Annotated in this window: 11 protein-coding genes and 1 pseudogene; 5 read left to right on the forward strand and 7 right to left on the reverse strand. The window is 69.0% G+C overall.

Annotated features, from left to right (window positions below; all coding sequences use genetic code 11):
- Positions 1–197 (reverse strand): annotated as a pseudogene (locus ACHZD8_RS00005) (betaine-aldehyde dehydrogenase); the annotation flags it as partial.
- Between the two features lie 329 nt (positions 198–526).
- Positions 527–1,027 carry a MarR family winged helix-turn-helix transcriptional regulator gene (locus tag ACHZD8_RS00010; RefSeq protein WP_394768028.1) on the reverse strand — a complete coding sequence of 167 codons (501 nt, stop codon included), beginning with the start codon at positions 1,025–1,027 and terminating at the stop codon, positions 527–529.
- Positions 1,028–1,164: 137 nt separating this feature from the next.
- On the opposite strand from ACHZD8_RS00010, the gene ACHZD8_RS00015 reads away from it, so the two are divergent.
- Entirely contained in the window at positions 1,165–2,418 is a 1,254-nt protein-coding gene (locus ACHZD8_RS00015) for a cytochrome P450 (protein WP_394768029.1), read from the forward strand.
- A 10-nt stretch (positions 2,419–2,428) separates the two neighbouring features.
- The gene (locus ACHZD8_RS00020) at positions 2,429–3,799 is read left to right on the forward strand and encodes a pyridoxal phosphate-dependent decarboxylase family protein (protein ID WP_394768030.1); all 1,371 of its coding nucleotides are present in this window, start codon (positions 2,429–2,431) and stop codon (positions 3,797–3,799) included.
- Here ACHZD8_RS00020 and ACHZD8_RS00025 read toward each other — a convergent pair.
- Positions 3,796–4,518 (reverse strand): type 1 glutamine amidotransferase, encoded by a 723-nt coding sequence (locus ACHZD8_RS00025; RefSeq protein WP_394768031.1) that lies wholly within the window; start codon positions 4,516–4,518, stop codon positions 3,796–3,798. The genes ACHZD8_RS00020 and ACHZD8_RS00025 overlap by 4 nt on opposite strands.
- Before the next feature lie 107 nt (positions 4,519–4,625).
- Here ACHZD8_RS00025 and ACHZD8_RS00030 point away from each other — a divergent pair, with 107 nt between their 5' ends.
- Positions 4,626–5,975, forward strand: a complete 1,350-nt coding sequence (locus ACHZD8_RS00030; protein WP_394768032.1) for a glutamine synthetase family protein — start codon at positions 4,626–4,628, stop codon at positions 5,973–5,975.
- Between the two features lie 383 nt (positions 5,976–6,358).
- On the opposite strand, the gene ACHZD8_RS00035 is transcribed toward ACHZD8_RS00030, so the two are convergent.
- Complete coding sequence (locus tag ACHZD8_RS00035) at positions 6,359–7,168, reverse strand: acetoacetate decarboxylase family protein (RefSeq protein WP_394768033.1); 810 nt, start codon at positions 7,166–7,168, stop codon at positions 6,359–6,361.
- Between the two features lie 171 nt (positions 7,169–7,339).
- Between ACHZD8_RS00035 and ACHZD8_RS00040 the strand changes: the two genes are divergently transcribed.
- A complete protein-coding gene (locus ACHZD8_RS00040) occupies positions 7,340–8,833 on the forward strand; it encodes an APC family permease (protein WP_394768034.1) in 1,494 nt (497 codons plus the stop codon).
- A gap of 80 nt (positions 8,834–8,913) precedes the next feature.
- Here ACHZD8_RS00040 and ACHZD8_RS00045 read toward each other — a convergent pair whose 3' ends face one another.
- Both ACHZD8_RS00045 and ACHZD8_RS00050 read right to left on the reverse strand, forming a co-directional pair.
- Entirely contained in the window at positions 8,914–9,579 is a 666-nt protein-coding gene (locus ACHZD8_RS00045; RefSeq protein ID WP_394768035.1) for a hypothetical protein, read from the reverse strand.
- A gap of 23 nt (positions 9,580–9,602) precedes the next feature.
- Positions 9,603–10,112, reverse strand: coding sequence for a pyridoxamine 5'-phosphate oxidase family protein (locus tag ACHZD8_RS00050; protein WP_394768036.1), 510 nt, complete (start codon positions 10,110–10,112; stop codon positions 9,603–9,605).
- A 164-nt stretch (positions 10,113–10,276) separates the two neighbouring features.
- Between ACHZD8_RS00050 and ACHZD8_RS00055 the strand changes: the two genes are divergently transcribed.
- Positions 10,277–10,711, forward strand: a complete 435-nt coding sequence (locus tag ACHZD8_RS00055) for an Hsp20/alpha crystallin family protein (RefSeq protein ID WP_394768037.1) — start codon at positions 10,277–10,279, stop codon at positions 10,709–10,711.
- A 67-nt stretch (positions 10,712–10,778) separates the two neighbouring features.
- Here the strand turns inward: ACHZD8_RS00055 and ACHZD8_RS00060 are convergent, their stop codons facing one another.
- The gene (locus ACHZD8_RS00060) at positions 10,779–11,924 is read right to left on the reverse strand and encodes an XdhC family protein (RefSeq protein ID WP_394768038.1); all 1,146 of its coding nucleotides are present in this window, start codon (positions 11,922–11,924) and stop codon (positions 10,779–10,781) included.
- Positions 11,925–11,927: the final 3 nt, after the last annotated feature.

An 11,927-nucleotide genomic window follows, 5' to 3' on the forward strand; every position in this document is an offset into this window, starting at 1 on the left:
CGGGCGGCCTGGACGGCCAGCTGCACCTCGGAAGCGGTGCCGCGCGCGATCTCGCCGAGGAACGAGCCGTCGATCGGCGAAGTGTTGGTGAAAGTCTCAGCCGATGCGATGCGAACGCCGCCGATGTAGTGGCGGGTGTCGACTGCGACCCCGGCGACCTCGATGCGGTCGGGTGCCGTCTGATCTGTGGTGGTCATCGAGTCGCTTCCCGTGTCGAACGACTCCTCGTTAAGTCATTCGGATGCTAATGAATTACCATAGCGAATCCCGGAAGTGTCTACAACCACCGGAGGGTCTGTCCTCTCCAGCACCGACCACGTGACTGGCGACAAACGCACCTTCGTTCTCGCCGGGAGCATGCTTTTCTCGCCAGTCACCCGGGCAGACTGTCCACGAGCCGTCATTGCTGTCAGTCGGTGCGCTGAACCGCGAGTTTGAGCGCACCGAATGACAGTTGTCCGCGGATCGCCGCCCGGCACAGGCCGCGGGACGGCAGGCAGCAGGGCAGGGCGGCCGGGTGCGCCAGTTACTCCGGCTTCTCCACGTGCGCCGTCACGAGGCGCAGCATCTCGGCGAATTCGTCGCGGCGCGAGGGATCGATCGGGCTCGCGATGTGCTGTTCCTGCAGGTTGAACGCCGGGAAGAGCGTGTTCATGAGCGTGCGGCCGGCGGGAGTGAGCCGCACCACCACGAGGCGCCCGTCGCTCGCGCTGCGCTCGCGCACGAGCCATCCGCGGCCCTCGAGCGTCGAGAGCACCCCCGTAAGCGTCGCCTTGGAGAATCCGCCCTCGAGAGCGATCTGGCGCGTCTCGATCGGCTCCCAGATCCAGGTGACCCAGAGCACGACGAACGCCGTCCAGGAGAGGTTGTTCTCGGAGAGCACGGTGCGTTCGAGGTGGTTGCGCACCGCGTTCGCCGCCCGGAAGAGGTTGGAGGCGACGGCCATCGCCGAGTAGTCCAGCGGGAGCTTACCGAGGCGCGCCTCGACCTGTCGCTCCGTCTCGACCAGCGTGTGCGGACCGGTCATGGATTCTCCTTCGGGAAGCGCGGTGGATTCACTCTAAACGACGGCCGTGGCCGGGTTCGAGACGGCGGCGAACTCTCGCGCCGCCAGTGCCTCGGGTGTAGGTTGTTCGCATCCAAACAATATCCCTGGAGGATGAGTTGACTTCACTGGCGAATGTCACCCTGGCCGACCTCGACCTCTTCGAGCACGACCAGCCCTGGGCCGTCTTCGACGAGCTGCGCGCGAAGGCCCCCGTGCACTGGGACGAGGAGGAGGCGCCCAACCACGGGTTCTGGTCCCTCACCCGCTACCACGACATCGTCGGGGTGCTGCGCGACACCGAGACCTTCTCGAGCGAACGCGGCACCGTGAACCTCGAGGAACTCGACGCCGACCAGATCGAGGCCCGCAAGTCGATGCTCGAGACCGACGGCGTGCGCCACCGCGCGCTGCGCAAACTCATGCAGGGCGAGTTCACCCCCCGGGCCGTCGCCGGCTACGAGACCTTCCTGCGCGGGCTCACCGCCACGACCCTCGACACCGCCTTCGCCAAGGGCGAGTTCGACTTCGTCGCCGATGTCGCGGCCGACTTCCCCATCCGCGTGCTCGCGCGCATGCTCGACGTGCCGGACACCGACATCCACAAGCTCATCGACTGGGGCAACCGCATGGTCGGCAACACCGACCCCGAGCACGCCGACGTGCTCTCCACCTCGGCGGAGAGCGAGGAGTACCGGCTGCTTCCGTTCCGCTCCCCCGCCGCCCAGGAGGTGTTCGACTACGGCAACGAACTGGCCAGGCAGCGCCGCGGCAAGAACGGGACCGACCTCGTGTCCCGGCTCGCCAACGAGACTCCGAGCGACGGCATCCCGCTCTCGCAGCGCGACTTCAACAGCTACTTCCTGCTGCTGGTGGTGGCCGGCAACGAGACGACGCGGCACACCATCACCCACTCGATGAACTACCTCATGCAGAACCCCGACCAGATGGCGCTGCTGCAGGAGCGCCCGGAGCTCATCCCGTGGGCTGTCGAGGAGTTCCTGCGTCTGGCGAGCCCGGTCTACCACTTCCGCCGCACCGCCACCCGCGACACCGAGATCAACGGGCAGGCGATCAAGGAGGGCGACAAGGTCGTCACCTGGTTCGCCGCCGGCAACCGCGATCCCGAGGTCTTCGACGACCCGTACCGCATGGATGTGACCCGCAACCCGAACGAGCACATGTCGTTCGGGCGCGGCGGCCCGCACATGTGCCTGGGCAACGCGCTGGCGCGTCTCGAAATCCGCATCATGTACGAAGACCTGCTCGGCCGGGTGGACGGCATGGAGCAGATCGGCGAGCTGTCCCGGCTGCGCAGCAACTTCGTCAACGGCATCAAGCGCTTCCCGGTTCGGGTCGAGTTGGCCAAGTAGGCTCCCCGGCATGACGAATCCGCACCTGCACGCCGAGCCGCATCCGATCTGGGGCGACGAGTCGGCGGTCGTGGAACTCGCCGTCGACTGGTCGGCGAGGCGGGTGGTGCGCCACACCGACCCGCTCTCCACCGCGCGGCCGGCGTCGGCCCTCGCCGCGGATGCCGGACCCACGATCACGCCGTCTGGCATCGGCGGCGCCGAGGCGCTGCGGGTGTTCGACACCGTGCTCGAACCGGCGACCCGCTCCCAGGACGACCCGCTCAACCTCGCCTACATCGCGGCGGCGCCCACCCGCGCCGCCATCGCCTTCGACCTCGTGACGAGCGCCGCAAACATCTTCGGCGGCCTCTGGGAGGCCGGCGCCGGCGCGATCTACGCCGAGAACGAGGCGCTCGCCTGGATCGTCGGCCTGCTCGGCTGGCCGTCCACCGCTGGCGGCTGCTTCGTCTCCGGCGGCACCTCGGGCAACCTCTCCGCGCTGATGACCGCGCGGGAGACCGCCCGCACGAGGCGCGGCGGCCGGCCGGCGGAGGGCTGGCAACTCGCCTGCAGTTCGAACGCGCACTCCTCCATCCAGTCGGCGGCGCGCGCCCTCGACGTGGACATCGTGGACGTGCCGGTCGACGACCGCGGCCACCTCACCGGGGCGGCCCTCCGCACCGTGCTCGAGAACTCGCCCAACGTCTTCGCCGTCGTCGCCTCGGCCGGCACGACCAACGAGGGCGTCGTGGACGACCTCGAGGACATCGCCGACGTCTGCGAGGAGTTCGGGGTCTGGATGCACGTCGACGGCGCGTACGGCGGGGCCGGCCTCGCCGCGCCGAGCGTTCGCGACCTCTTCGCGGGCATCGAGCGGGCGGACAGCTTCATTGTCGACCCGCACAAGTGGCTCTTCGCCCCCTACGACTGCTGCGCGCTGCTCTACCGCGATCCGGAGCTCGCCCGCGCCACCCACGCCCAGCACGCGAGCTACCTCGACCACGTCGACCGCGAGGTCTGGAACCCCAGCGAACTCGCCCTGCACCTCTCCCGCCGGGCGCGCGGCCTGCCGTTCTGGTTCAGCCTCGCCACGCACGGCACCGACCGGTACCGGGATGCCGTGGAGGCGTCCCTCACGACGTCCCGGGTCGTCGCCGACGCCATCCGGTCTTCCGATCATCTGCGTATGGTTCGGGAGCCGGAGCTGTCCGTGCTGCTCTTCGAGCGGGTCGGCTGGACCCAGGCACAGTACCTCGAGTGGTCGAACGCCGCGGCGCACGCCGGGGTGATCCTCTGCGTGCCCACCACCTGGCGCGGGCGCAGCGTGCTGAGGCTCGCGTTCGTGAACCCGGCGACCGAGGCGCAGCGGGTGATCGACGTGCTCGAGACGCTGCGCTAGGTGCCCTGACCGGGCTGGAGCCGCGCGATCCGCTCGACGAAGGCGTCGACCAGGGCGTGCGACCGCGCGGTCGCGGCGCGCTCCTCGGCCCTGGTGTGCTCGAGCAGGGCGACCGGGTCCTGGCCGTCGGCGATCACCTGCTCGGCCCCGCCCTGGGCCAGCCAGCCGTCGAGGGTCGTCGCGGTGAGCTCCGGGTGGAACTGAACCGCGAGGCTCCTACCGACCACGAAGGCCTGGGAGGCGACCGAGTTTCGCGCGATCTCGGTCGCGCCGGCCGGCAGTGTCCACCGGTCGTAGTGGAACTGGAACCAGGGGCCGCTCGACACGACTGACGCATCGTCGGTGTGGATGGCGGTCCAGCCGATCTCCGGCTTGCCGGCTCGCCCGACGGTGCCGCCGAGGGCCCGCGCCATGAGCTGGCCGCCGAAGCAGATGCCGAGCACCGGGAGGTCGCGGGCGAGGGCGTCGCCGATCCACTCGATCTCCGGCAGGAGCCAGCGCCCGATGCAGGCGTCGTCCCAGGCGCCCCAGGGCGCTCCCATCGGCACCAGCAGGTCGTAGTCGCCGAGATCGGGAAAGTCGAAGGTCACGTTCGGGCTGCCGAAGCTGGCCTCGTCGACGACGGTGATCTCGTCCACCTCGAAGCCGCGTTCCCGCAGGCGACCGGCGACCGGCCCGGTCGGGCTCACGTGGTCGTGCTGCACGAACAGGGCCTTCACCGCTCACCTCATCGTCGCCGGAGTGCGCCGGGCTGACAGATTCCCGGCGATGTGCCCTAGTATCGCACTAATCGTTCATGGCCGAACGATTTATCGCCGGAGGTCACATGAGTACCGATGTAGCTGCTCTTCGTTCGCAACTCGAGGCCAGGGGCATCGATGTGCTCCGGCTCATCTACCCCGATGTCCTGGGCATCACGCGGTCGAAGGACCTGCTCGTGAGCCAGCTCGAACGATCGGCGGCCCACGGTCCGGCCTTCTGCCAGGGGGTCTGGGTCACGACCACCCGCGGCGGAGTGCTCGACGGCAACGACATCATGTCGAGCGGCCTTCCCGACCTCGTCACGCGACTCGACGCCTCCACCCTCACGATGATGCCGTGGGAGCCCGGGGTGGCGCTGGTCGTCGCCGACGCGTTCAACCCCGACGAGACGGCGAGCGAGATCGCCCCGCGCTCGGCCCTCCGCCGGGTGATCGCCCAGTACGCGGAGCTCGGCCTCACCCCGATCATCGGGCCGGAGCTCGAGTTCTACATCGCCGAGCGCGGCGAGCAGGGCTGGCAACGCGCCCTCACCCGCACCGGCCGCGTCTACACGACCGGCGCGTGGGTGGACCCGGACGGCACCTTCCTGCACCTGCTCCGGATGCTCGACCAGATGGACATCGGCGTCTTCGCCGGCAACCACGAGTTCAGCCCATCGCAGTACGAGATCAACCTCTGGCACGGCGAGGCGCTCCGCGCGGCCGACCGCACGTTCCTGTTCAAGACGGCGGTGAAGGACATCGTCGCCCGGTCGGGCAAGCTCGCCACCTTCCTCGGCAAGCCGTGGAGCGATGAGGGCGGCAGCGGCTTCCACCTGCACTTCTCGGTGGTCGACGCGAACGGACGCAACCTCATGGCCACCGCCGACGGCGGGCTCTCGGACACCGCGAACCTGCTGATCGCCGGCATCCTCGAGAATGCCGCCGCGCTCACGGCGCTCACCAACCCCACCATCAACGCCTTCAAGCGGCTCGGGCCGGACACTCTCGCGCCCTACCGCGCCAACTGGGGCCACGACAACCGCAGCGCGATGCTGCGCGTGCCGCCGGAGCGTGGGGCCGGAACGCGCCTCGAGGTGCGGGTCGGCGACGGTGCGGCCAACCCGTATCTCATGATCGCGGCGGTGCTCGCCGCCGGCCTGGACGGCATCCGTCGCCAGCTCGCCGTGCCGGAGCCGGCCGAGGGCTGGGCCTACCAGAACGAGGCCGCGGCGGTGCTGCCGACCTCGCTCGAGGCGGCGCTCGACGCCCTGGACGCGAACTCGGTGCTGCGCGACATCATCGGCGCCCCCGTGATCGACGTGTTCGGCGTGCTCAAGCGCGACGAGATCGAGCGCTACGAGAGCGAGGTGCCCGACCCGGCCACCCGGGACGTGACCCAGTGGGAGATCGACGAGTACCTCGAGGACTACTAGCCCCGGCCCTCTCCCCCGCGCTTCTCCCCTCCGCGGCTTCCCTCCGCGGCTTCCGAAATCCATGCAAATCTCGGGCTCGGCGGCGTGTCGCACCCCGACACGCCGCACCGGGCGAAGGAATGCATGGATTTCGGAAGGGTGAAGGGGAAAGCGGGAGGAAGGAGAAAGGGGTTAGACCGGCGGGCCCAGCGCGGGAGGGGTGGCGAGTTTCCTCATCCCCGATTCCTCTCCCCGTTCCGAAATCCATGCATTCCATCAGCCACCGCGGCGTGTTGACACCGACACACCGCACCCGGCGAAGAAATGCATGGATTTCGGAAGGGGGAAGTGCGACGGAAGGAAGCGGGGGCGGGGAAAGGAAGCGGCGGATGCCGCGGCCGCGGTCAGACGGTGCGGGAGCGGTCGGCGATGAGGTCGCCGCCGGCGAACGTGACCCCCACCTCGCGGTGGTACCCGCCGAGGATCTCGTCCACCGGCAGGATGGAGTGCAGCTCGTCCCAGGGCGAGTCGGCGAGCGAGAGCTCGGCGTCGCCGCGCCAGGCCTGGCCGAGGTCGGCGTCGACGCCGCCCATCGCGATGAGCTGGTCCATGGAAAGGCCCTGGCCCTGGCTGATCGACGGCATGAAGCGGTTGTGCAGCATCCGGTGCCCGTTGACGAAGCCGTTGCCCTCCGACGGCTCCCGCAGGGTGACGAGGGCGGAGGCGAGCCGGTGGTCGTACGCCGCGAGCGACGCCCCCAGCTGGGCTCCGGCCTCCAGCCTCGGGCTGGCCTTACCCCGGGAGAAGATGCGAGTGACGTGCACCGAGCCGAGCTTCTTCGGGTAGCCCTGGAACCATCCTCGGCCCATGGCGAAGTCCTTCGTCACCCAGATCGCCACGCACCGGCTGTAGACCTCACCCTGATAGGAGCACCGCACCACAACGAAGGCCTCGAGATACTGCGAGCGGATGGGGTCGAGCAGTTCGAGGCCGCCCTCGCTGCAAGACTGCCAGTCGGCCCAGATGATGGCGACCGCGCCCGGCTGCTCCGGGGCCAGCTCGATGTCGTCCGGCAGGATCGCCCGAACGTTGGCCGGGTCGGTGAGGTATTCGACCGTGAGCAGGGTGCCCGAGTAGTACCAGGGCAGGTTGGGAACGAGAGCGCTGGTTCCGCGGGGCGTCAGCGGCGGCAGGAAGCCATGGAGAGCAGTCATAGCGCCAGAGTGTAGCCCACTTCCGTCATTGTTCGTATCCGAATGACAGGTCTCGATCCGCACATCTTTCTTGCTTCAGCCCTTGACGCGCCCGCCAACCTTCGACAGTGTTTGTGTAAGTCGTTCGGATACGCACGATCTAGGCATCACTACTCAACGAGGAGTAATTCCATGGCGCTTACCCAAGAGTCGTCGGACGAAGACACCAGGACCACACTGCACACCGGGCGCCTCGGCGTGATCGGAATCGTGTTCTTCGTCGTCGCCGCCGCGGCACCGCTCGTCGGCATGACCGGGGCCGTTCCGGTCGCCATCGTTCTCGGCAACGGCGCCGCCGCCCCCGGCGCCTACCTCGTCGTGGGCATCACCCTGCTGCTCTTCAGCGTCGGCTACGCCGCGATGAGCCAGCGCGTCACCAACGCGGGGGCGTTCTTCGCCTACATCGGCCGGGGCCTCGGCCGGCATGCCGGGATCGCGTCGGCCTTCGTCTCGATCCTCGCCTACGTGGCCGTGCAGCTCGCCATCTACGGCTTCTTCGGCGGCCTCATCGCCGCCCAGGTGGGAGTGCTCCCCTGGTGGGCCTGGACGCTCATCGCCTGGATCGTCGTCACCGCGCTCTCGCTGCTGAGCGTGGATGTCGGCGCCAAGGTGCTCGGCGGGCTCATGCTCCTGGAACTCACCGCGCTGGTCGTCACGTGCATCGCCATCCTGGTGAACGGTGGCCCAGAGGGCCTCAACTTCGCGGCCTCCTTCTCGCCGGACAAGATCCTCGTCGGCGGCCTCGCCGGATCGGCCGGCATCGCCTTCGCGTTCGCCTTCGCCTCGTTCATCGGATTCGAGGCCACCGCCATCTACGGCGAGGAGTCCAAGAACCCGAAGAAGGTCGTCCCCCGCGCCACCTACCTCGCCGTCGGCGTGATCACGGTGCTGTTCGCCCTCACCTCCTTCGCGATGGTCACCGGCATGGGCGCCTCCTCGGTGGTCGACAAGACCGCCGAGCTGTCCAACAAGCTCGTGGACCCGGCTGCCGTGCTCTTCTCCCTGGCGACCCAGTACATCGGCCCGTGGATGGCGACGGTCATGAGCATCCTGGTGCTGTCGAGCCTGTTCGCCGGGCTGCTGGCCTTCCAGAACGCGGCGAGCCGCTACATCTTCGCGATGGCCCGCGGAGGAGTGCTCCCGGTCTCGCTCAGCCGAGTGAACCGCCGGGGCGCGCCGAGCAACGCCTCGCTCATCACCTCGGTGATCACCGGGCTCGTGATCGCGGTCTTCGCGATCTTCCAACTCGACCCCGTGCTCACCCTGTTCTTCTGGTTCAGCGGGCTCGCGGTCGTCGCGATCGTGCTGATCGAGATCCTCGTCTGCGTCGCGGTGATCGTCTACTTCCGCCGCAACAAGGGAACCGAGAACGTGTTCGAGGCGATCATCGCTCCCGTGCTCGCGACGATCGGCCTGCTGCTGGGCGAGTACCTGCTCATGTCGCGGTTCGGGCTGCTGGCCGGCACGCCGGCGGCGGGCGTCGACCCCTCGGTCACGGCCTGGGCCCTCAGCCCGGTCGGCTGGGCGCTCGTGCTCCTGCCGTTCGCCCTGCTCGCCGTCGGCTTCGTCGTGTCGGTGAGCCGTCGAAAGGTGAACGACGAGCTCCTGCGAGACGTTCTCTCCTGAGCGGCGGGCCCGGACGAGAGGAACAGACGAGAGGAACGCCCCGCCGGGTTCGGCGGGGCGTTCCTTCGTGCGCGAAAGGCCTAGTAGCCGTCGGGCCAGGCGAACGGCGCCGAGGGGGCTGCCGCCCCGTCGACCGGTCCGTACACGATGTCGATGTCCTGGTGGTTCGCGAACACGATCGACGCCGGATTGCCGGAGAACTTCACGCCGTCCACGAAGGCCGTGAGGCTGTGCCCGTCGGTTGCCGAGTAGCCGCCGATGCGCGTCGCGTCGAGGGCGACATCCCACTCGGTGAAGAACTGCCCGAGGGTGAAGGTGCTCGCCACGGGCGACTCGACGTGGATGATTCCGGTCGAATCATGGGTGTGCAGCGGCGAGATCCGCTGCTTCGCCACGTCGATGCCGATGTCGGCCGGCAGTGCGGAAGATTTCCCCTCGATCGTGACCACCAGGTGGGAGTGGATGTGCAGCTCCGTGCCCTCCGAGCTCAGCATGGGCAGACCAGCCGCCGCCGTTCGCGCCGACGCGTCGGCGGGGGCGGCCCACGGTGCCGACGACTCCGCTCCCGCCGCCGTGGCGGCCGGTGTCGGCGGGATGTCCGTGATCGAGTTCGAGTCGGCCGGCTTCGAGACCGTCGGGGCCGGCGTCGGCTGGGAGCAGCCCAGCAGGGCGACCGTCACGATCGACGCGACGGCGAGCACCCCCAGGGTGCGGGCGGTGCTGGATGATCTCGGCTCGGCATTCACTCCCGCAGGCTACAGGACGCCGATCACGGCTTCTCGTACCGCCCGCTCTTCGAGGTGAGCCGAATGCGGTAGAGCACGGCGTGCTGCGGGGCCTGCCCAGTGGTCGGAGCGTGGGGCTTCGGGCGGTCCGCGTCGGACTCACGGGCCGACACCCTCTGTACGGAACCGGCCGGAACGCTGCCCGGCACGATGTCGTGGTCGGGTCGCGTCGAGGCCTGCGCCATGAGGGGCCTGAGCCGGGCGACCAGCCGCTCCATCGCCGCCTCCGCCTCGGCGCCGGACAGCTCCTCGAACTGTCCCCACGCGATCACGCTGCGCCAGTGGGACAGGTCATCGAATTGGTCGACCTCGAAGCAGACCGTCGGGTTCTGCCGCATGAGGCGCACCTTCTTGCCGTCGGCGCTGTGCCCGTACAGGCTCTCCCCGTCGTAGACGTAGGTCACCGGGACGACGTAGGCCTCACCCCCCGCCGCGCACCCGATGCGGCCGACGAGCGCCTCGTTGAGCAGGTCGTCGATTTGCTGGTCGTTCATCTCAGCGATCATCCATCGATGCTCGCCGACCCGCACGCGCGGGCCAGTGACCTTGGTCCCGCGGGGATGAGGACCTTCGGCTCTGTGAGCCACGCCCGTACTCTGCCTACCGTCGAACATGACGTGCGAGTGCACGCCGGGCACGACCCGACAAGGAGACCGAAATGGCACGCAACCTCGTGCGATTCGACCCGTTCGCGGAGTTGAACGCACTGCAGAAGGAGTATTTCGGGGACGGCTTCCTGCCGGCCCGCGGTAGCAAGTTCCCCACGACCGACGTCTACACCGAAGACGACAAGCAGTTGACCGTCGAGGCGCATCTGCCCAACTTCGCGGAGAAGGACATCTCGGTCGACGTCGACCAGGGCGCCCTCGTCATCCAGGCGGAGAAGCACGAAAAGGAAGAAGACAAGAAGAAGAAGTACGTGGTGCGCGAGAGCAGCAGCAGCTTCTACCGCCGCATCACCCTGCCGGAACAGGCGGACGATTCGCACATCTCCGCCCGGTTCTCGGACGGCGTGCTGAAGGTGGTCGTGCCGTTCAAGGAACTGCCGGCGCCCAAGAAGATCGCCATCAGCTCCGGCGGCGCGTCCTCGTAGTCGGGATGCCGAACGGGTAGTGCGCGAAGCGGCGCCGGGCCAGGGTCCGGTGCCGCTTCTCTGCCCCTCAGGTCTCGTGGTCGGGCGCGGCGTGGTCGTCGTGATGGATCCGGTCGCCGAGCAGGGTGAGCGGGTCGCCGCTGCCGCCCCACTGGGTGGCGATGATCTCCGCCGCGATCGAGACCGCCGTCTCCTCCGGCGTTCGCGATCCGAGGTCGAGTCCGATCGGGCTGTGCAGCCTCGAGAGCTCGGTCTCGCTCACGCCCGCCTCGCGCAGGCGCGCCAACCGGTCCTCGTGCGTGCGCCGGGAGCCCATCGCGCCGATGTACGCGACCGGGCCGGCGTGCAGCGCCACCTCGAGCAGGGGAACGTCGAACTTCGGATCGTGGGTGAGCACGCAGATCACCGTGCGCTGGTCCACGAGACCCTTCTCGAACTGCTCGGCGAGGTAGCGGTGCGGCCAGGCAACGACCACCTCGTCGGCGCTCGGAAAACGCGCGGGCGTCGCGAAGACCGCCCGGGCGTCGCACACCGACACGCGAAAGCCGAGGAACGAGCCCAGCCGGGCGAGAGCCGCCGCGAAGTCGATCGCGCCGAAGACGAGCATCCGCGGCCTCGGGGCGTAGCTGGCGAAGAAGACCCGCATTCCCTCGCCGCGTCGCTCGCCGTCCGGGCCGTAGGTCAACACGCTGTTGCGGCCGGCGGCGAGGAGCCCCTGGGTGTCGTCGCTCACCGCCTCGTTGGCCCGCTCGCTGCCCAGGTCGCCCACGAAGCCGTCGGGACGCACCACGAGGTGGCGGCCGAGCCAGGACTCGTCCGGATGCTCGATCACCGTCGCAACCCCCACCGGTCTCGACGCGTCGATGTCGTCCATCACGTCACCGAGCTCGGCGAAGCCGGCCCGGGACACGGGTTCGACGAAGACATCGAGGATGCCGCCGCAGGTGAGCCCGACCGAGAACGCGTCGTCGTCGCTGATGCCGTAGCGCACGAGCACCGGGCGGCCGTGCTCCTTCACCTGGGTCGCCAGCTCGTACACCGCGCCCTCCACGCACCCGCCGGACACGGAACCGACGACCTCGCCGCCCGCCGTGACGAACATGGATGCCCCGGCCGGCCGCGGCGCTGACTCGAAGGTGCGCACGACGGTCGCGAGCCCCGCCGTGCCGCCGGCGAGCCAGTCCTCCCGCAGGGCGTTCAGCACGTCACGCATGAG

Origin of the sequence: Lacisediminihabitans sp. (assembly GCF_043726815.1) — a bacterium.
Classification (GTDB): Bacteria; Actinomycetota; Actinomycetes; order Actinomycetales; family Microbacteriaceae; genus Lacisediminihabitans.

Excerpts from the sequence above, each read along its gene's own strand:
- ACHZD8_RS00010 (WP_394768028.1), bottom strand. The coding sequence starts at position 1,027 with ATGACCGGTCCGCACACGCTGGTCGAGACGGAGCGACAGGTCGAGGCG.
- ACHZD8_RS00040 (WP_394768034.1), top strand. The coding sequence starts at position 7,340 with ATGGCGCTTACCCAAGAGTCGTCGGACGAAGACACCAGGACCACACTG.
- ACHZD8_RS00020 (WP_394768030.1), top strand. The coding sequence starts at position 2,429 with ATGACGAATCCGCACCTGCACGCCGAGCCGCATCCGATCTGGGGCGAC.
- ACHZD8_RS00050 (WP_394768036.1), bottom strand. The coding sequence starts at position 10,112 with ATGAACGACCAGCAAATCGACGACCTGCTCAACGAGGCGCTCGTCGGC.
- ACHZD8_RS00035 (WP_394768033.1), bottom strand. The coding sequence starts at position 7,168 with ATGACTGCTCTCCATGGCTTCCTGCCGCCGCTGACGCCCCGCGGAACC.
- ACHZD8_RS00055 (WP_394768037.1), top strand. The coding sequence starts at position 10,277 with ATGGCACGCAACCTCGTGCGATTCGACCCGTTCGCGGAGTTGAACGCA.
- ACHZD8_RS00060 (WP_394768038.1), bottom strand. The coding sequence starts at position 11,924 with ATGCGTGACGTGCTGAACGCCCTGCGGGAGGACTGGCTCGCCGGCGGC.
- ACHZD8_RS00030 (WP_394768032.1), top strand. The coding sequence starts at position 4,626 with ATGAGTACCGATGTAGCTGCTCTTCGTTCGCAACTCGAGGCCAGGGGC.